Source organism: Bacteroides sp. AF39-11AC, from assembly GCF_003474285.1.
In the GTDB taxonomy this organism is placed as follows: Bacteria; Bacteroidota; Bacteroidia; order Bacteroidales; family Bacteroidaceae; genus Bacteroides.
The window spans coordinates 539,903-561,787 of sequence record NZ_QROH01000001.1 but is presented as its reverse complement, the minus strand read 5'-3'; the positions used below and the strand labels follow the sequence as shown (position 1 = coordinate 561,787).

12 protein-coding genes and 1 pseudogene are annotated in these 21,885 nt (G+C 44.4%); all 13 read right to left on the bottom strand.

Translation table 11 applies throughout. The annotated features are described in order from the left end of the window. Positions 1–410: 410 nt before the first annotated feature. The 13 genes and pseudogenes from DW036_RS01820 to DW036_RS01765 all read right to left on the bottom strand — a co-directional run bounded on the left by DW036_RS01820 (position 411) and on the right by DW036_RS01765 (position 21,883). Positions 411–1,691 carry a hypothetical protein gene (locus DW036_RS01820; protein WP_118460844.1) on the bottom strand — a complete coding sequence of 427 codons (1,281 nt, stop codon included), beginning with the start codon at positions 1,689–1,691 and terminating at the stop codon, positions 411–413. A 182-nt stretch (positions 1,692–1,873) separates the two neighbouring features. Beyond that, on the bottom strand, positions 1,874–3,286 hold the full coding sequence (locus DW036_RS01815; RefSeq protein ID WP_118460842.1) for a glycoside hydrolase family 30 beta sandwich domain-containing protein: 1,413 nt from the start codon (positions 3,284–3,286) through the stop codon (positions 1,874–1,876). An 8-nt stretch (positions 3,287–3,294) separates the two neighbouring features. Continuing rightward, positions 3,295–4,281, bottom strand: a complete 987-nt coding sequence (locus DW036_RS01810; protein WP_022394292.1) for a family 43 glycosylhydrolase — start codon at positions 4,279–4,281, stop codon at positions 3,295–3,297. Between the two features lie 40 nt (positions 4,282–4,321). Next, positions 4,322–6,694 carry a glycoside hydrolase N-terminal domain-containing protein gene (locus DW036_RS01805; protein ID WP_118460840.1) on the bottom strand — a complete coding sequence of 791 codons (2,373 nt, stop codon included), beginning with the start codon at positions 6,692–6,694 and terminating at the stop codon, positions 4,322–4,324. 11 nt (positions 6,695–6,705) lie between these two features. Continuing rightward, a complete protein-coding gene (locus DW036_RS01800) occupies positions 6,706–9,498 on the bottom strand; it encodes a glycoside hydrolase family 2 TIM barrel-domain containing protein (RefSeq protein ID WP_118460838.1) in 2,793 nt (930 codons plus the stop codon). A gap of 6 nt (positions 9,499–9,504) precedes the next feature. Next, positions 9,505–10,077 carry a GDSL-type esterase/lipase family protein gene (locus tag DW036_RS25875; protein ID WP_233560243.1) on the bottom strand — a complete coding sequence of 191 codons (573 nt, stop codon included), beginning with the start codon at positions 10,075–10,077 and terminating at the stop codon, positions 9,505–9,507. 30 nt (positions 10,078–10,107) lie between these two features. Next, a pseudogene (locus DW036_RS01795) lies at positions 10,108–12,654 on the bottom strand (glycoside hydrolase family 3 C-terminal domain-containing protein); the annotation flags it as partial. Between the two features lie 24 nt (positions 12,655–12,678). Next, entirely contained in the window at positions 12,679–14,943 is a 2,265-nt protein-coding gene (locus tag DW036_RS01790; protein ID WP_118460835.1) for a GH92 family glycosyl hydrolase, read from the bottom strand. 120 nt (positions 14,944–15,063) lie between these two features. Next, positions 15,064–16,530 (bottom strand): alpha/beta fold hydrolase, encoded by a 1,467-nt coding sequence (locus DW036_RS01785; RefSeq protein ID WP_233560215.1) that lies wholly within the window; start codon positions 16,528–16,530, stop codon positions 15,064–15,066. A 106-nt stretch (positions 16,531–16,636) separates the two neighbouring features. Further along, positions 16,637–18,286, bottom strand: a complete 1,650-nt coding sequence (locus DW036_RS01780) for a family 43 glycosylhydrolase (protein WP_118460833.1) — start codon at positions 18,284–18,286, stop codon at positions 16,637–16,639. Between the two features lie 6 nt (positions 18,287–18,292). Further along, the gene (locus tag DW036_RS01775; RefSeq protein WP_118460831.1) at positions 18,293–19,261 is read right to left on the bottom strand and encodes a family 43 glycosylhydrolase; all 969 of its coding nucleotides are present in this window, start codon (positions 19,259–19,261) and stop codon (positions 18,293–18,295) included. A 62-nt stretch (positions 19,262–19,323) separates the two neighbouring features. Next, complete coding sequence (locus tag DW036_RS01770) at positions 19,324–20,607, bottom strand: glycoside hydrolase family 71/99-like protein (protein WP_118460830.1); 1,284 nt, start codon at positions 20,605–20,607, stop codon at positions 19,324–19,326. A gap of 37 nt (positions 20,608–20,644) precedes the next feature. After that, the gene (locus DW036_RS01765; RefSeq protein ID WP_118460828.1) at positions 20,645–21,883 is read right to left on the bottom strand and encodes a hypothetical protein; all 1,239 of its coding nucleotides are present in this window, start codon (positions 21,881–21,883) and stop codon (positions 20,645–20,647) included. Positions 21,884–21,885 lie beyond the last annotated feature (2 nt).

Here is a 21,885-nt window from a genome sequence, read left to right as displayed (position 1 = left end):
GATCAGCACAAAAAGTGTCCAAATTCCTCAACTTCCTTAACTCCTCAATATTAATTTTAAGTCGCTCTTCCAAAACTTTACCCGTCTATCCTGTTGCCACATTTTATTTCAGTTTGCATCAGGTTAAGCTCGGGATATCCACAAAGGATAGACAGGGGGAAGACCTGTAGTACACACAATGACTACTTATGCATAGAGAAAATATATTATCAATTATAACAATTCCAATGATTTTTGCATGAATCGTCATAGTCAAAAAAATTACTCTGCAAAAGTACTAAAGTTTAGTTTCCCAATACGCACACATGATCATTTTCTGCAGGTAATTTATAATAAAAACCTACACGGACGAAATCTTACCTTATCCTTATCAATCATTCATTCATTTTCTTTATTACGTTATGCCTATTTTACTTAATAAGTATGCTCGCACGTTGGTCATTGAGTATATACAAGTTTTCTAAATGCTTATTGATGATGGCTTCACCACCTCCTACTTGTATACGGTTGCCACCTTCGGCACCAAAGCCTCCCAATGCCGCCGAGCGCACATCGGCCACATAGCCGGGTGAGCGTCCTTTCACATATGTATAACCAAAGAAGAGAGGAGTCACATCGGCCAGTCTGGCTTTCTCCTTCCATTCCAATTGAAGTTGTACGAACATCTCACCGGGGCAAACGGCTATTGCAAAGTCATTAATAAGGAATGTAGCGATATGGACATCTACCTTACGATTTTTGTCCTCGCGAGTAGAGAATTGCAACGAGTCTGTACGCATTTTGAAAGAAGTGTTATCACTGGAGGCATGTAGTGCATTGGCAAGTTTAATCACTTCGATTCCGAGCAATTCTCCTGTGCGCTGAATGGGCTTGTAGTCTGTTTTGATAGGATCATCGGGTCCTGAGCGTCGCCGACTAATCATCAGCCCTTCTACATTACCGCCACCACCGGCTACAAAGAGGCAGATAGCTTTGTTATCGAACGCTTCTTCCACCTTCCTACAAGCATATCCGGGATAGTCGGCCGAAATTTCATAGCTGAAACAACCAAGGTCTGCATGCATGGCATAACTCATAACAATGGCACGGGCATTGCCTTGCATATCTTCTACCTTAATTACTCCTACTTCGGGGTCAACCGGACCGAAAGGTATCCGTTCGGGGTTTTCTACATTGTAGTGTTCATCGCCTATCCACGATTCGCGAGCCTTACCGTCTTTACGGATAATAAGGCGATTGAACCCCAATTGCGGGAACGTACGTGTGCCTGCTGAGATACGTGCGGGGAACATATTGCCGATTGCTTCGCCTACTACCTTAATGATGCGCTCTTCGAAGAACGGGGTATTATTAGGTTTCTTTTCACGGGGTCTGGCATCAGCCATGTTGGGGTCTTCGTGAGTATGCGAAGCACAGACCAGCAATTGCGTGATGCCATATTTCTCTTTGCAAACCTGTGCCACACGATCGCTGTGAAAACTGACCAGATCGACAGATACCTGCGCTACCCGCATATTACCTATCTCCATTACAAGTGCACGTGCATACACAGAGTCGTGTAGCGGGATGTTCTGCTTGGGAGTAATGTTGATTTTAGCCGTTCCGGCCATTAGCTGTCCTTCGGCAGCATTGAGTGTGCCCGATAGAGCGAAACATCCACAGAGCAGAATGAAAAGGAATACTTTTTTCATGATTAAAATATGATTATTCAGTTAATACTTTATGTAATTCTGTATAATGAGCATTAATTATACAAGCCGTTAATAACAAGATGTTACCAACGGCTTCCAAATATTTTCCAACATATAAGAGCCGGTTTAATTTTTGCTCGGCATTATTTAAACAAGCTCTTACAGGATACCGGATGAAAAGATTATTTCTTCCAACTTACCGTATGGAAAGAATGAGGAGGCAAAGTCAATGTAACTTTTTGTTTCCCCATCTCAAGACTCATCGTTTCTTCCATATCGGTCACATTGGCAACAATCACACTGACCGTACCATCGGGATTAACGAAAGCCAGCATATTCTTATCCGACGGTGTTTCCAGCCTATAAGCACCTGTCTGTACAAAATGCCCTAAGTGCTTCATCAGATAAAATTCCGGATTATACTTCACGTTTTGTTGCTTCTTGTCAATGGATACCATAGAATTCTGATTCCATCCCCAAGGACTAATGCCCGGAGTAGGAAGAATCATATTCCAATAGTGATAGGAATTGATACCATTATTGAAATAGTGCTTCATCAGGTTCCATGTATATTCAGCATAATCCCATGAGTTTGCTCCGTTGCCACATTCAGTCTCGGTTTGCATCAGGTTCAGATTAGGATATTCACGATGGATAGTCGGGATAGCCTTCTTACCATCCCACTGGAAACCAACGCCCTTAATGTACTTAGCTGCCTGTTCATCCCGCAAAGCAGTGCGCACATAATCCGGATTGGATGTATTGATAGTTCCAAAATAAATATCAGTTTTGATGTTCTCTCGCTCAAAAGTCGGCCCCAGATAATGCCCCAGGAAGAAAGTCAGATCTTCCGTGCGCCATTTACAACTGGGAAAAACCTGGTTGGAACAAGGTTCATTCTGAACATGAATACATTCCAGCGGCAATCCTTCAGCTTCATAAGCTTTGATAAAACGTGCAAAGTAATCGGCATACGTTTTCAGATAACCCTCTTCCATCCGGAAACCGGTACTGAATTCTGCTATAGCTTCACGCGGTAGCAATCCATTCACGTCTTTCTCTCCGGATGGACGGACCGCAGAAGCATAATGATTATTCGTCTTCATCCAAGCCGGAGGACACCAAGGAGAAGCCCAAATGCGCAAGTCAGGATTTATCTGGCGGGCAGCTTTGATATAAGGAATCAGAATATACCTGTCACGGTCGATATTAAAATTCACCAGATTAAAGTCTCCTGCAACATCCGCCGAAGAGTAAAAACTCATGGCAAAGTCATTGGCTCCCATCGGAAGACGACAATAGTCGAAACAAGCTCCATCTTTGCCAAAGATAGCTTGAAGAACAGTTTCACGATCTTCAGCCGACAAAGCATTCAGCGCATCCCAACCCATTTCATTGAAGCAGCCACCTATACCCGTAATCAATTGTAAGCGTTGAGTCGGGTCAAGCACAATCTCTGCTGCGGTAGTTGCACGTTCCGGCTTTACCTTCTGTTTCACCCACGGAGAAGTCTGAGTGGTAGCATACCACTCGACTTTCTGCGCTGAAACAGTTCCACTCAGCAGGAAGAGTAAAATCAGACTTATAAACCTCATAAACTATCTTATTTTCTTTGTTTCACCATTTGGATAGTTCCGTCTTCATTGTAGTAAAGTTTATCTACACATATAGAGCGCAACCAGTCATGATTAGATAAAGCACTATTGTGGTAGAATGCAAACCACTGCCCTTTATATTCTACGATAGAGCCATGATTGGTATAGCTGTCGGTAGGCTCCATATAGATACCCATAGATTTCCAAGGGCCGAGCGGGTTATCACTGATAGCATAACGCATACGGTTGTCACCTTTCACGCCGTCATTCCAGTTTTCATCGTGGTTATCGGAATAAGAGAGGTAGTATTTTCCATTATATTTATGAATCCATGTAGCTTCGTGGAAGTCTTCCAGGCCTTCCATTTCTTTCATTTCACCATCCAGTTCCACCATATTGTCTTTCAGTTTACCGCCTTTGCAGATCTGGCCGCCACCGTTATAGATATAAGCCTGACCGTCATCATCCACAAATACACAAGGGTCGATCAACGGGTCCATTCCTTCGATATATCCCTGCACAGTAAAGTTAGCAGCCGGTTCTTTGCTGGTAGCGACACCTATCTTCCAACTATCATTCCACTTCGTATCACTGGGATGCGGGAAGTAAAAATAGTACGTACCATCTTTGTAAGCACAGTCGGGAGCCCACATAAATCCACCTTCTTTACGTCCCCAGGGCACTTGTGACGAATTCAGAATTTCACCATGATCTTTCCAATTTACCATATCATCCGTAGAGAACACATGATAACGGTCCATCAAATCGCAACCACGCGGAGGATCTATATCATGCGAAGCATATACATACAAACGTCCGTCCGCCCATACATGTGCCGAAGGATCGGCTGTGTACATGTGCGTGATAAATGGATTGGGAGCCATACTGTCAATTCCGGCTGCCTCTTCTTTCGCCGAATTGCTTTTAGGCGACTGACAAGAAAACATAGCTCCCACCAGGAATAATGCAAAAATAGGATAAAAATGCTTTTTCATAAGTAATGTGTTTTATATTAGTAATTAATAGCAACCATTGCTATTGATAGTCTATTGTAGCTTTATAAGGTTTCCCTTGCTTCAACTGAATAGTACGATCATACAACTGACCTGCTTTCATTCTTATTTTCCGGTCTTTCGCTGAATACAAGGTTACAGACACCTTATTCTGCGAAAGATCCCACGAAAGATGTTCAATGGTAACTCCGCAACGAGTCTTTATTCCACTGATACTGCCTTGTCGGATACCCTCCACCAAAGCTGGTAATAATTCAAGCCCTTCTTCATTGGAGCCAACCAGCATTTCTATCAATACACCGGGCACGGCATGACAAACATCAGTACAGAAAGTCCCGTGGTTCGGATAATGTGCGGTAGACAAACTGTTATAATAGAAATCCTTCTGAGTAAGCGTCATCATTTTCTTCCTTAACGAAGAAGCATCATGTAGTCCGGCAGCAATCAAGGCAGCGTGAAGATAACCATGACCGGCATTCTCATAATTATATTGATCTCGCATTTGCAATGCCCTGTGAGCAGCCTTGTAAAGTTCCGGTGTCTTATCTTCCGAGAATTCCCGATAAGGCCATACCATCATCAAGTGACTGGAATGACGATGATTATAGCTCTCTTCAAGTCCCGGCCATCCCCATTCTTTGATGGCTCCATCCTTATTAATCCGGTAGGGAGGCAGTTCATTCAATAAGCATTGCCAACGGATTTTGCCACCATTTACGCCCTGCTCTTCTCCCAGTAAATCGCATACCTTAACCAAAGTAGACAACAGGAAGCGAGCTCCGGAAAGATCAAAAGCGGAATTATTAAGCAAAGATACCCGCAAATTGGACGGTTGGTTTTCCGGTGAAACAGATCCTGCAATAATGTAGTGTCCTTCATCATCCTTGTACTTCAGGAAGTCTTCATAGAAATCTCCCATACACTTCAGCAAAGGGAACAAACGATTTTTCAGGAACTCTTGATCTTCCGTTATCAAATAGTGTTCCCAGAAAGGATAAAGTAACCAGGCTTCTTCACCCGTTGCATAATGGTAAGGATAGAAATCATTGATAGAGGCCATCAATCCTGAAGAAAGTCCGGGCGTGTTTCCACAGGCCAACATACCCCGACAGCCCAATAGTTTGGCAGCATTGGTTTCAAAGTCTTCCCGCCACACCTCATTCAGATGGAAATAACCTTCCATCACTTCAGGCATGGCCCCCGTATTGCCACCACTGACTTGTAGATTCAGATTGGCATCCAAATGATAGTAACCGCCCCATCCGGCATTACAGTCGCCAGTCCAGATTCCTAACAAGTCAGGAGGAGTCAGTTCGTTTCCGGAAGATAGGAAATGATACCTTCCGGCATCAAAGATACGCTCCCATAAAGCCAGTACAGGCTGATCGGTATTCTTTTGCTTCTCCAACAGTTCTTCGTTAGATAGTGAGCGTTCCTGAGGAGTCGCACCCAAATCAATCCGCACCCGGTTATAGATAGAGGTGTGGAGAGCTTTATGAGCTTTCAATAATCCATTATAATTGGCACGAACCGCATCAAGCTCTTTTTTCAGAAATCCTTTACTCCATTCAGCCTCGCAATTCTCCGGATACTTTTGAGTTCGGGACAGCAAAAGGATTTCCGAGGCATCCTTTATGTATAAGGTATCGTTACGCAAAAAAGAAGAGCCCCCTTTCTGTTTCACGCGGATACCTCCTTCATAGCCTATAGTATCCATAGGTGCGGCATAGTTCACACGGATATTCAGATAATCTTTCGTATGCAGACATTTTGTTTTCAGTTCTTTCGGGAAATTCATCTCTGCGGGCATTTGCAAACTGATGGCACAATTCAGTTTACCAGCAGAAGGTGCCTGTAGTTCGAAGACTGCAACATCGGCCTCTCTTGAAACAAACGTCCGACGCTTCCATGCTCCACGTTCATCACTCCACCGGACAGTAATTTCACCGGTTTCATAATTACAAATACGGCGATAATCTCTTACCGCTCCGGAAGCATCCATATCTATTTTAAGTGCAAAGCCCGGATGTCTTCCACCCTCTCCCCCGTCTTGCCAATGCGAGGTACGGACAGCCAAATCATTCGCTTCTTTAAACTTCCCGGTTGCGCAGTATTTCTTTATCAAATCAAGCGTATCACGGGGAACCTCCGCAAACGTACGTGGGTTCTGCCGTGGAAAGTTGAAAGAGCGATCATTGAATACCACCGTTTCATGTAAAGGATTTCCAAAAACCATGATACCCATCTTACCGTTACCTGCCAGCAGAGCTTCCTGCCACTTCGTATAAGTATCAGGAAAATGAATGGAATATCCTTGACGTACAGCCGACTGGGCGCATACTCCCAGCGATGCTATACCGATTAATATGAAGTATAGTATCTTTTTGTTCCACATAATGACCTTATTTATTTCAGTGTGAGTAATCTGCTGCGCTTTAAATTATACCCTTCAGCAGAAATCGCAACTTTTCCCCGGGATACATATTCCACCGTTACCGTTCTCTTCTCTCCCGGTAACAAATTAAAATAGCCGTCGGAAGCATAAGCTGGCAAAATACGTTTATCTGTATCCGCCTCACGGACATTGAGTTTCAGAGCGAGGGCAGGCATTACTCCGGTGTTCTGTAATTCTATTTGTATCCGATTCTCCTTTTGCCAGATCAGTTTACAGTTTATGGAAGCTTCTTCCAAAGCATTGAATCCCTCGAAATTACCCTCACCGTTATCTTGCCAATAATCATTGATCGAAATAAGCTTGCCACGCTTATCCTGAAGTATCAAGCGTTCCATATATACTCCGGATACAGCAACCGGTTTATCTTGTACGAAGCATTCTGTCAATCCATTAGCCAGTACATTCAGCCTGGAAGTGCGCTTAAACAATGACTTACCTCCAAGGGAATAAACTTCATATATAACTTTAGCCCCCTTTATTTCTTTTAAAGAAGTATTTACAACAACAACTTTCTGATCATCCAGATTCTTTTGAATATGAATCGGCTCACACGCCTTACGGCATCCATAGAAAGAACCGAAAGTTTCATAATCCCAGGAATAAATCTGCCAAACCATGCTGGGCCAAGCAGGATGACTCATCCACAACAACAGCCCACTTGTGCTATTCCACATTTTACTGTTCCAAGCTTCCATCATGGCACGGTGACTGTCATAATTGACAATCTGTGCTTTCCGGCTAAAGTCTTTCAGGTCCATTGGTTTTCCATATTTCTGATCTATCGCCTCCATAAATTCCCTTTGGCCACCATGTAAGTCATGATAATACCACACATCACTGATGGGCCAGGCATCTTTCACATCCATCATAGCCAGGATGGATTCTTCCGTAGGAATGGAAGTTGAACCTTGTTCAGTATTGAACCCATGTGCCCGGTCGCGATAGTAATCCACGGGATTCTTATGATAGTTCCATGGACCGCTTGGTCTCAGGTTGCAATGGGTAGAATTCGGACTATAATAACGGGTACCGTCTTTCTCGGCAATCATCTTTGCCAGATGTTCTTCGATATATACAGGTGCAAACCCCTCATTCCGGGGATTCCAAACAGCAATGGAAGGATGATTACGGAAACGTACCACTACATCTTCTGCATTCCGCAAGAATAGGTTATCATCATTTACCGGCATATTGTAGCCTTGCGTACTCAACCAGAAGTCATTGAAAACCAGCATACCATATTCATCACACAACTCATAGAAGCTCTCTTCCGTACTCTCGCCTGTCCAGTTACGGATCATATTAAAGTTCGCTTCCTTGTGCAACCGGAAATAAGGTTCAAGATGTTCACGCGAAACGCGCTTCATGGCATCATCCATTCCCCAATTTCCTCCTTTACAGAAGATACGCCTGCCGTTGACTTTTATCACCATATAATGCTGCATGGCTTTATCGGGTGCCGGCACAAGAATATCAGAAGAAACATTCTTTTTCAGACGAGGCATACACATGCCGCCTTCTATATATTTGCGGTTTATATTATCAAAGATAGGTTCGCCCTGCCCCATAACCGTCGGGCGATATTCCACCCGGCGGATAGAATCATCGGGAAAACAGACTTCCAATTCATAAGAAAGCTCACGGACGCCGAAACGAACTTTCTTAGAATCAGAGGGTACACCTTGTTCCGCTACAACCACGTCCATCGTATAAAGTTCCTGACGGCCGTAATTATTCGGCCACCACAAACGGGGAGACTTCAGTTCCAATGCCTTGTGAGCATCCGGAGTAAAGACAACCGTTTTCCGCTCCTTCGGTGCAAGGTTTACTTCCTGAGTCACCTTTTTACCTTCAAGATTCAGGTCAACGGATACTCGTCTGGCTATCGGTTGCAGGTTCTCCACTTCCGTACGTACGGTAACTTCAGCGACCGTAGTATCCGGTAATGCCAGATGAGTAACTACCTGCGTATCATGCAGACGAATACCGTTCGTGAAACGTAAATGTACATCCTGCCAGATTCCTATATTCCGGTCACGGATACCCGGCACCCAGTCCCATCCCTCTGAAGAAATAAAGGTAGGCCCGTCCAGACATAATTGCCCGCCATTCATACCGTTTCCGGCGGATGGAGATTGTTCATGAGGAATTCCCGGGTTAGGCGGCGGAAGAATACGAACAACCAACGTATTCTTGCCATCCACCAAATGATCCGTTGCATTAAATTCACCCCGGATAAAAGCACCTTTCATTGCACCCAGGCATACATCGTTCAGCCATATCTCGGCTTGATAATTGATACCTTTGAAAACCAGCCAGGCTTCCCGACCTTCTGTAGGAACAGGTGAATTGAATTCCAAACGATACCACCAATCCATCCTGCAAAGAGTGTCGGGGATTGCCAGATTATTCAGTCCATAATAAGGATCGGGATACACACCCTGATCCACTAAAGTAGTCAATACAGTACCCGGAATGGTTGCATTATACCATCCATTTTTGCCATCCGTCAGTTTCCAGCCCCAGTTCAACAGGAAATCATTCTCACCAACCTTCTCTACCACCGCTTCCACCGGTGTTTGCGCTTTCGGGGTGGACATCATGATTTGCGCTTTCGACTTCGGTAACGTCTCTTTCGGCTGAGGATGAGTCAGTCCCCAATTTGCCACATTCTGTGCTACTAATGAAGTAGCACAACCCAATAAGAGACAAAATATCCACTGAAATTTGGCATTCCGTTCCATACTTATTTATTTTTCCGGGTGAGACATCAGATAATCATACATGGCCTTAGCCATCATTCCTGACCCTTCAGCATCAGGATGGATACCATCTTTCATCAACTCCGGATGCTTGTCAAGTATCGGATGCATATTAATTACTTCTACATTTTTCTTCTGCACAGCACTGATTGTGGCAGGAGTCACATCTTTCATTATTACCTCATCATAAATGCCATTTGAGTCCTTCACGAAAGAAACGATAGGAGTCAAAACTACGATGCGGGGCTTGGAAGGAAGCTGTGCAAAAGCATCGATCATATCACGGCAATCTTTCTCAAACTCATGCATATAAGGACGATTGACCGCTTTACTGTCATTACCACCCAAATCTATAAATACCACATCCGGGTTAGATTCCAGTGCTTTCTGATATTCTTTCGTTTTCCAATAAGGGAAATCACCGTGGCGAAGCATAGTGCAACTGCTTACTCCATAATTAGTTACTTTATAGTCATTTCCCAGCAACCGACCTAACTGAGCCGGATAAGAATCCGTAGCCGGGTTGGCTGTGGTTGCTCCGGCAGTAATGCTGGCACCCACACAAACCACTTTGACCTTCTGCAATACCGGAACCACTTTCTGTAAACGAATGTCAGCAGAAGAAGCACCTACCATGATTGTATAATCACCGGAAGGATATACAAACTTACCTTTCGCCTCATCCCAGTAACGCAACAGGTCCTTCCGCAATTTCAAAGTCACCTTCCTGCTTTCACCACTCTTCAATGTGACACGTTCAAAACCCTTCAATTCTTTGATAGGCATTGCTTCATCCCGTTCAGGCAATTTCACATACACTTGGGCAACTTCGTCACCTGCATACTTACCCGCATTCTTCAGTTGGAAGGAAACATGAATCTCCGCTTCACCATCTGCCACTTGCAGGTTGGAGTACTTGAATGTGGTATAACTTAAACCATAACCGAAAGGATACAGAACATCCCCCTTGAAGTATTTATAAGTACGTCCTTTAGTAATATCATAATCATCGAACGGAGGGAGTTCATCCAGACTTCTGTAATAGGTCAACGGCAGACGGCCACCCGGATTATAATCACCGAACAAGACTTCCGCTACAGCTTTACCTCCGCTTTCACCGGGATACCAGGCATTCACGATAGCCGGAATATGTTCGTCCATCCAGTTGATAGCCAACGAGCTACCTGCCACCAGTACAACTACGATATTCGGATTTACCTTGTAGATTTCCTGCAAGAACTCCTGTTGGTCCGCCGGAAGCTGGATATCATATCTGTCTTGTCCTTCACGTTCTATTGACTTATTAATGCCCAATACGGCAACCACTGTCTCACACTCACGCACTGCCTTTCCGGCTTCACCGTACAAATCCAGTCGTGTCATTTTCCCGACCTGTGGAACGCGCCATTGCAGTTTAGCAATAGCATAGTCACGATTATCATAATATTCAGCCTTCAACTGATAATCTTTTCCTGCTTCCAGATAAATAGCAGCGGTATCAGTCCGGACAGCATGTCCCGGCCAGGCATCAATCAGCATCTTGCCGTCAATGCTCAGGCGACAACCGTCGTCCGATGTGAAACTAAGTGTATATTGTCCGGTAACCGTAGGGCGCAATTTTCCGGTCCAGCGGACAGACAAAGGAGACTTAGGCAAAAAGGGATCCGGTGCCTGATTGGCAGGCTCAAAGTTGATCCATTCTTCTTTACGCACTTTCGGAGTTCCCTGCAACTTGGTATTGTCAAAATACTCGGCCTTCAATCCTTCCGGGAAACTGGCACCCTGTATAAGCTCCATTCCATCTACAGCTGACTTCCATGGGGCGTATACCACTTTTACATCATCGCCTACCCTATCTTTAATACCTTGCAATACAGAGATCGGAGCGATTACCGGCAATCCGCTATAATCTCCAAATTCACTGCTACCCGCATTGATGCCTACCACTGCTATAGATTTTACCTTCCTGGCGTTAAGCGGCAACATTTTCTTTTGATTCTTGAGCAATACGATACACTCACGTGCAGCATTCAAAGCCACTTCCTGATGTTTTGCCGATCCTATCACAGCAGGAGATATTTTCGTATAAGGATTCTGTTCTCCACTATCGAACAATCCTAATTCCATGCGTGCTCTCAACACGCGATAGGCCGCAGAGTCGATGTCCGCATCCGTAACCATATATTGACGGTATGCACTCAGCAAAGGCTGGTCATATACATCATCTCCACATTCCAGATCCAAACCTGCTTTTATGGATAAAGCAGCGGCCGCCTCTTTAGTCTTTACATATTTATGCGCATTCACTAACAAGGAAGGTCCACCGCAATCGGAAACCACATATCCTTTGAATCCCCAGTCCTTACGCAGTACTTTCGTCAATAACCAGGCGTTCAAGGTACAAGGCACATCATTCAGCGCATTATATGCTGACATGATGGAAGCCGATTTACCATCCTTCACACACGCTTCAAAAGCCGGAAGGTAATATTCACGTAATTGTTTCTCTGAAATCTGCGGATTACATACAAAACGATTGTGCTCTTCATTATTGGCTGCAAAATGTTTGGGAGTCGACACTATCTTCAGATAACGGTCATCATCGCCTTGCAGGCCTTTCACAAAAGCAGTCCCCATGACACCACTTAAATAGGGGTCTTCTCCGTAAGTTTCCGGCGTACGCCCCCAACGTGGGTCACGCGCCATATTCACTGTGGGAGACCAGAAGGTCAACAAGTCACTAAACTGGCTTTTTTGCTCCCGTCCCTGGTCCAGTTCATTCCAACGGGCACGGGCCTCATCAGAAATAACCGTGGCTACCTGCAATTGCAGCTCGGGATTCCAGGTTGCCGCCAGTCCGATAGCTTGCGGGAAAACGGTAAAGCGTCCCGGACGAACCACTCCGTGAAGCGCTTCGTTACCGTGGTAATATTTAGGAATATCCAGACGGGAAATTCCCGGAGAAGTGGCACGCAACAGGCTGATTTTCTCTTCAACCGTCAAGCGTGATAATAAATCCATGATGCGCTCATGCATCGGTGCTTTCTCATCCTTATATAGCTCTTGAGCCTGTGCCACTCCGGCACAGGCAATTAGAGCTAATAATCCTGTAAATACAATCTTTTTAAGTGTTTTCATGGTGTTTTCCTATTGACTTATACCTTATTGTTTTTCTGCGGATGGAGGCACTGCATCACCTGCACTCCCCCATGCCTTATTGGGTCTGCTTCCCATCACCAATACCAATTTGCCACCTTCTTTTATGTCGTCATGACTAAACCAAGGCTTATTCCATTCTTTTCCGTTCAATGTTGCAGACTGGATGTATTTATTTGCATCCGACGCACCTTGTGCTTCTATTTCAAATACCTTTCCATTGCTCAACATCACCTTTGCCTTAGTAAACAAAGGACTGCCGATATTATAAGCAGGGAATCCCGGCGTAACCGGATAGAAACCTAAAGAAGAAAATACAACAAATGCCGACATACCGCCACCGTCTTCATCTCCCGGTACCCCCATCAGGTCGTTACGGAACCAAGTCTTCAGCAACTGACGGATACGTTTCTGTGTCTTCCAGGGCTGACCTGCATAGTTATACAGATAAGGAATATGCAAAGAAGGTTCATTGGCCATTGAGAATTGCCCCACATTTCCGGTATGATCCGGTATCTGTGCATAGAAAGCATATTTGCCACGTCCCAACGGTTCACGGAAAGTCTGATCCAGATTTGCAATAAACTGTTTGTCACCACCCATCAGATCAATCAGATCGGCTACATTGTGAGGAACATCCCAACGATAAACCCAACCATTATTCTCACCATAATATTCACGGGCCCCCATACCTCCTGAGAAACGATAATCGAACGGTTCGATCCACTTGCCATTCTTATCCTTCGGATGGAAGAAAGCAGTTTCTGCATTATACACATTGCGATAATTATGGGCACATTGCAGATAGTAAGCAGCTTCTTCTTTCTTACCCAACATATCGGCTATACGAGACAGGCACCACTGGTCATAGGAAGTTCCTAATGTTACTGCAATCGGCTGACGCTTTTCGAAATGATGTACATTCGGGTCCGTTTCTTTTTCACCCGCCTGGAGTGCAGGAATATATCCGTTCTTCTTATAGAAATCGTCGATCCAACCGGCAGCAGCCCCCGACCACGGAGCCAATGTTTTTTCTTCAATGCCTTTACGGCAAGCTTCATAGGCTTTAGCCAAATCGAACTGCAAGCCTTTAGCAGCCGCATCAGCTACTGTTGCTACGGCATGATTGGAATTCATACGACGGGAGTCACCTGTAATTTCAGGGAAGGTCGGCATCCACATATTACCCATTTGTTCAGCCATGCGCAGATAAGAGTCAATCACATTCTTTTCCGTATCTTCGTCAATCAGGAGGCGCAGGGGATGAGCTGCACGATAAGTATCCCAAATCCAGTCGTCCGTATAGAAAGGTTCGCCATTATCCTCGTGTACTTTACCGTCGAACGCACTGAAATAACGACCGCCCTCACTGATGCAAACTGGACGTTCGAATATGCGATAAAGTGACGTATAAAGAATTTGCTTATCTGTATCACTGCCACCTTCTACTTGAATATCGCTCAATGCTTTATCCCAGATTTGACGTCCCTTTTCTGCCAAAGCCTGTAGATTATAGTCCGGCAATTCACGTTGTAGATTCTCTTTTGCCTGTTCCTCGCTTATAAACGAAATACCATAGCGCAGATTTACCGTTTTCGTTCCATCGGCAAAGTGCAGAACAGCACAGGCATTGCGACCTTCAGCTTCCTTTGTGCCTGCATTTATTTTACCATCAGCCAGAATACCCGTTTCTATAGGGGCAATGTCCGATTCTATATACAGGTACACACGCGTATTATTCTCCAGTTGCTGGTAACCGCTCACAAATCCGTCACCAGCTTTGATGGCACCGTTTCGTGAATTAATCATCATGTATACAGGTTTATCCTGCTGGCTATATTCTATCTGATAAAGAGCTGACTGATGAGAAGGAGCATACTTCACTTTAATTTCCTCGTCATCAAGAATCACCTCATAATAATAAGGTTTCAACTTCTCATCATCATAGCTATAAGCTACAACCGGACGAAGATTCTCTCCCTGGTACGGACTCAGGTTAAAAGCTGAACTTCCACGATGACTGGTTACAATCAAAGGAAGACCGTTCAACTGATCTGTTGTATAATCCGCCCGTTCGGGATAAACACGAAGCATACTATTCGGAAGATGAATAGTCGGGAAAGTGGGCACCAGCAAGTGGCTGATATTTCCCATGTAAGGATTTACATAGTCCACCGGACCTTTCACGGCAGCTACTTGATTTTGTACTCCACTACAAGCGCCCAACATGGAAACTAAAGCTACAGAAGCCAGGCAATGTGTAATTTTCATAATATAACAGTTTTAGTTTATATTTATTCGCGAAGGCAAATGTAAGACCTAAAGCTTTCCCTTTCGATTAAAAAAGACTTAATAGCCGATTAAAATTGAATAAAGCGGTTAAATTGCCTACTATTTAATCATCTTTTCAATCAATTCTACTAATTTCTCCGGATTTTCGGGAGTAATCGGATAATGTCCACGTCCTGCATCGATGATTACTGTCATCTTGCCTGCATAACGTTTTTTAGCTTCACCGGTCTGAGTCTTCAAATTAGGATCAAGACTTCCGCAAGCGTGCAGAATAGGCACCTTCGCCTCGGCAAGCGGTTTCAGGTTATCCAATGGCTGTGTCTTAGCCAAAGAAGAACGCAAAATAGGATTTTCCCCATAGATTCCGGCTATTTTATCAGGGTTCTCAATAGCCCAGGCATAAACTTCTCCTGTGGCACCTCCACGCCCGGCTACAACCGGATGTGCTGCAAACCCCTTACTCACAAGATAATTGTATGCAATGTTCCACTGGCCCAATAAAGGGCCATCGGCATTATAAGCAATGGGAGCAACCACTATATGAAAACCACGTGCAAGCAATCCCAAGTCTACAGCAGAATTACCTTCTGGCTGATCGCAACGGAAAATCCAGGGATTTCCGGCGGCAGGTTTCTCAGGAGCAATAACCGTAACCAGTCCTTCCACACCTTCCAATGAGAACATATATTTATTATAATTACCTGTAAAATAAGGTCCCCATGAGGTAATCCAGAGTTTATCGTATTCAGCATACGAATAAACAGGATCTGTACTATAAAAATTACTTTTTTTGTATTTATCGGGCAGAAATGCAGGCTTCTCTGCTGTTTTTTCCTTATAAGCCTGTTCGATAAAATCTGCTATAATACTCGGATCCCGTAAACTGTGCGGATGATGTGCCGTACCGTCTTTAATCAAAACCGACATACGTCCACCATTGCCATGATAAACACCTTGAATGGCATAAGTATTATTAAGTATAGGGTCGATGCTGCCACAGATATTCAGGATAGGGATATCCTGTCCGGCAAGTTTATCCATTCCCATCAGAGCCTTTTGTGAAAGTCCGGGATTGTCGGCACAAATGGCCAGAACCTTATCGGGATGCTCAGTTCCCCAAGTAAAAGAATTGGCTCCACCACGACTCATACCGATAAATGCAGGTTTAGGTGATAAACCATGTTCATGAACCAGAAAATCATACCATACTTCCCATGTCTGATCGGGATCGGTAGTGATGTAAGCAATATGAAAGCCACGCTTCAACAGTTCAATTTCAGCTTGTGGCTGATGGTCCCAATAGCAACCACGCCATGACCACGGGTTACCTTCAGCGGCCTGTTTCGGAACAACTACGATGCATCTACGCATTCCTTTTTCCGGACCTGCAACTCCTGCTCCTTCACGTTGTGTTGCCTTGATAGGCTTGATTTGGAGTGTTGCTTCACTCATTACGAAATCATAACGGTCGAAGCCGTGCCAATCCGTTTTTTCACCGGTAAAAGACTGAGCCCTTACGGACATAGCTACAAGAGAAAAAAGAAAGAGAAAAAATAAGTTCTTCATCGCATTATTTATTAAATTCAAGTTAATCAATTAAGTCTGACAGACTTTCATTATATAGCGTAGGGCATTACCCTATGCCAAAGTTTTCATACTACTAATCTAACTTCTATCTGTTTCCGCGGGTCTGCTTTACAAGTTGTATGGTTCCATCTGAATTATAGAACAACTTATCTACACAAACCGAACGTAAATTTCCTTGTCCTGAGAAATCAGAGGTGTGATAGAAAGCATACCATTGACCCTTATACTTTACAATAGATCCATGACTAGTGTCACAAGTGGTCGGTTCCAGATAAATGCCCTCATACTTCCATGGACCTAACGGGGAGTCGCTTGTTGCATACCTCAAACGATTGGCGCCTGGGTTATTATCTGCATACGATAGATAGTACTTGCCATTGTATTTATGTATCCAGGTCGCTTCATGGAAATCACTCAAGCCGGTCATCGGTTTAACCTCGCCGTCCAGTTTCGTCCAGTCATCTTTCCGCAACTTACCACCATAACATTTGCCTCCACCTCCATTATAAATGTAAGGTTGACCGTCATCATCTATAAATACACAAGGGTCTATTTCCGGGGGCATACCTTCGATATAACCTCTTACACGGAATTCCTTATTCGGATACTTACTGGTAGCGACTCCCACCCGCCAGGTACTATTCCAATCTGTAGCATTGGCAGGATGCGGGAAGTAGAAATAATAGGTCTGATTCTCCGGATTATAAGCACAATCTGGAGCCCACATGAAGCCATCACAACCCCAACCATTATGTTTCCGCACTGTGGCTGCATTCATTATCTCCCCATGATCGGTCCAGTTCACCATATCTTCCGTAGAAAAGACATGGTAACGATCCATACGGTCGCATCCAAGCGCAGGCTCCATATCATGCGAAGCATATACATAAAGTACTTCTTTTCCATCAATGTTCCATACATGTGCAGAAGCATCAGCCGTGTAGAGAGGTCCCTTTACCCAACTATTGTACATCGGTGACTCCCACTCTACAAACAGAGGGTTACTCATTGCTTTCGTAACAGGATAAATGAAAGAATTAGAAATATCTTCCAACTCACCTGTACGCGTTAAAACAAACTTATCGATGTTTCCCGGTGTATTGGCACAATACTTCAGTACATGCTTCCCTTTAGTCAGTTGGATTCCGTCAACTTTCACTTTATAGCTAAAATCCGTCCATCCCCCAAGAGGCATATCTATACTGCGGCTTGCACCCCGACCATCCACCTCAAAGTAAAAACTTCCTTCCGATCCGTCCCCTTTCACGCAGAACGTTTCAATGGAATAGGCACCATCTCCATCCACCTCAATCGTATAACACATCCATTCACCTGGCTGTACATCACCGATATAATAACCTCCGGAAGCCTTACTCTCAGCACGGACATCAACCGCATGCGAACCTCTGTACCCTGTATCAGCCGGTTTAGAGTCGCTCTCATAATAGGCCACATTCTGTGCCCCCTCATCAAAGTCTTCCGCCTCTAAAGTACCGGGTACCCGATGCGGACCTTTATAGGCCGTTCCTTTATAAGCTTTCAGATATTTTTCCGAATCATAGTCCATATCGTAATCGTACTCATACGGCCCGTCAGGAAGCGGGGGATCTACCTCCGGCACTTCAGGGGGAACTTCAGGAGGTATTTCTCCCGGTGTATCTTTATCGCTGCAAGCTGTAAAAGCGAGTGCAGCAATAAAGAAACCTAACTTCAGCAGATGAACAAATAGCCGCATACGATTTTATTTTGTTTGTTCTACAACTTTTATAGTTCCATCCGGATTATAGTATAACTTGTCTACACAAATAGAACGAAGATTTCCCCTGCCTGAAATAGAACAGTTATGATAGAAAGCATACCATTCACCGTTATATTCAGCTATAGACCCATGACTTGTATCGCAACCTGTCGGTTCCAAATAAACACCCTGATATGTCCACGGTCCTAGCGGTGAATTACTGGTTGCATAATTTAAACGGTTAGCCCCCTTGCCATTCTCCGCATGGTTATCAGCATAGGACAAGTAGTACACACCGTCTTTTTTATGTACCCAGGCAGCCTCATGAAAATCTTTCAGACCCTCCATAGCACGCAGCGGTTCTGCCAGTTCCATCATATTATCCTTCATTTTGGCACCCACACAACGACCTCCACCGCCATAGTAGAAATAAGCCTGATCATCATCATCCACAAAGACGCAAGGATCTATCATGGCAAAGCAATCGTCTTCCATTCCTATCATGTCAATATACTTGTCCTGTACAGTGAAGTCTTTGGCAGGATGTTTACTGGTAGCTATACCCACTCTCCAGGTATTGTTCCAGTCATCACCACTCGGGTGCGGAAAGTAAAAGTAATAAGTACCATTCCTATATGCACAATCGGGTGCCCACATGAAGCCACCATCTTTACGTCCCCAAGATACTTGCGAAGAGTTCAGTATTTCACCATGATCTGTCCAGTTCACCATGTCATCCGTAGAGAACACATGATAGCGGTCCATCAAATCGCACCCACGCGGAGGATCGACATCATGGGAAGCATAAACATACAGACGTCCGTCTTCCCATACATGGGCGGAAGGATCAGCTGTGTACATGTGAGTAATGAAAGGATTCGGGCCTAAAGTAACCGGTTTAACTGCTTTTTGGCTGTTGCAACTCATCAGTGTCAACGACAAGACAGCCAATGTGATTAAGAAATTTTTCATACGTAATTTATTGTTTTATGTTTAACATGAGCAAAAATAAAGTCACATGATTAATATCCCTCTTAATTTTGGCTTAACGCTTCACTTATTTTCATATCTCGCCGAGGCATTTCAAAACTTAACGGTTTCTCCCCACGAAGCATTCTTGCCGCTTCCCCTGTCAGCCACAAATAATGGTCAGAAGGCATCCCGTCCATACCTACAAACTTAACTTCTTTTCCTACCGGAGGATTATCCGTACATTTAAAAATGGCAGTACCTTCATTCACTTCATCGAACATAGCTACATACAACATCGTAGCCCCTGCATTGATTGCCGTAGAAATCTGTTGCCAATAAAAGCGTCCGCCCTGACGGGGAATAGAACCGGAAGGTTTCACATCATCCTTGAATGCATGACGACTTAGATTGTGCCAACTGAATCCAGGAGTTACACAAGGCACATAACCGATATTATTCTTTTTACACCAGGTAATATCATCCAGAATGACATCACGATAGCGGTCCATATCATTGTGAAGCAGTGGGGTAAAACGTTGTACCATCCATGGCAGAATGATATCAGCCTGTCTGATAAGCTCATGCAAATAGGGATCATGGATGCAGTCAGCATTCAAGTCTCTCCAGAAAGTAGGTACCCCCAGCATCACACTACATCCGCCGTACTCCGGATCATTCTTCAGGAAGTCAATAAAGCGCTCCAACCCAATATTACGAATATCATACGGACGGTCCGGGAAGCCGACTCCCCAAATAGTAACCAGCGGTTTACCATTATAAAAGACATAAGTCTGTTCACCCTCCTGATTGGTCACACGCAACGAATCAACCAGATATTTCCAATCATCCATCAACATGGAACAATCTTCATTCTTAGCCGCCAGACCGGACAAATCATACATCACACCAATAGCACGTCCATATTTGGAAGCCGCTCTCATGGCGTGCTTCAAAACAGTGCTCCGTTTGCGTGCTTCCGGACGGGCAGCTCCAAAGAAACGTTGCATAAACACTCCGTCCAGCCCATACTCCTGCATCCACTTAAAATGCAAGTCTACCGTACTTTCATCCGTTGAAGAAAAGAAACGGGCAGTAGAACCATCAGCCAGTTTCTGTCCAGTCGGATATGTCTTCTCATATTCACTGACATCCGGCCACATGTCAATACGGACACTATTTTCGTCAGGATACATCACACCTTTCCCCGGTTGATGAAACCATCCCTGATATCCCGCCATAACAAGGCCCTTGTACGATGGGTATTTAGTAGTTTTAGAATGCTTGGGTGCTGCACTCAGACTTCCGGATAAGAAAAAAACGAATAATAATAAAAGACATTTCCTCATGGTTGCAAAAATTTAAGTAGATATTAAAATAGGACTGTTACTGTCCGTTCCAAAGTTTCTTGATAGTTTCTTCTTGGGAATAACCGAAAGGACAAGCGATGCTATTCGTATTAGCCCGATAGTTACCCTCTGTCCGGTTGGGGCAGGTTATCATACGGCAACCTGGCATCTCCAGATGCCCATTTGGATCTGTACGGTGTATCCACTGATAAGCATATACCAGCCATTCATTCCGGTAATCTTCCGGTTGTAGAGATAACCAGGATATTTCATCCCATCCCCATACAAAATGCGAAGTCAGGTCTGCAACATTGGGCTCTTTCCCCCGACCGTAGTTGTCAAACTCTACCAAATACGGCAAATGCTCACATTTCCAACCGCTGGGTGACACACATCCCTTACTCTTTTTGTAAAGAGCATCCAGATGCCCCACAGCCAGTTCAGCTTTATAGGGCTGGTCAGGAATCTCTTTTATACGAAGCGGAAAAGAGTTAAAGTCGAGTAGACTCACTCCATTTCTTACCATACCCCCATAAGGAGTATGGGCATCCAGCAATACCCAGTGACGACGTGCATGAGTACTTGCATATTCACGTATCTTTCCGATGACATGAGCCCAGGATTCCCGTTCCGGGTCGTTCATTCCGATTAACTCAATCTGCCCGAGATGGAAAGCTTCACATCCGACACCTATATAAGCACATGCCAGATAATAAAACCAAAGCTGAGTTTCCAACCTGCTGATATCAGGCACACTACTGCCTTTACGCCAATGATCGACCAAACGTCCTTCTTTATTCAACATATCTGCATAAGAGAAAGTACGCGCCTCAACTGGCAAACCATATCCGGTGAATACCCAATCCGGAATCTTAACCTGATTTACTTCTTCCGTAACAATCTCGAACAGGCATCCTTGGAGGATTATATCGGGATCGTACGTATGTAGTTCATTGGCAAGAGTTTTCGCCTTATTCCAGAATTCAGGTTCATTCAGCAGGCTCTCGCCTCCCCAACGATAGATGGAGCGACCGATAAACTTTGCCCCGATATTCTTGACCATACGCATATCGTCCGCATGATAAGAATATACTCTCCTGCCTTCCGGCTTATCAGGCATCAGCAGATACACCATTGTAATGGAACGATCTAAATAATTTTCCAATACCTGCCGGGAAATGCCTCTCTCATCGAAATGATACCCTTTCCCTTGGCCTCGCAGGGAACAAGGGAAAGAGAAGAATAATAGAATAAAGAAATAAACAATATTTTTCATGA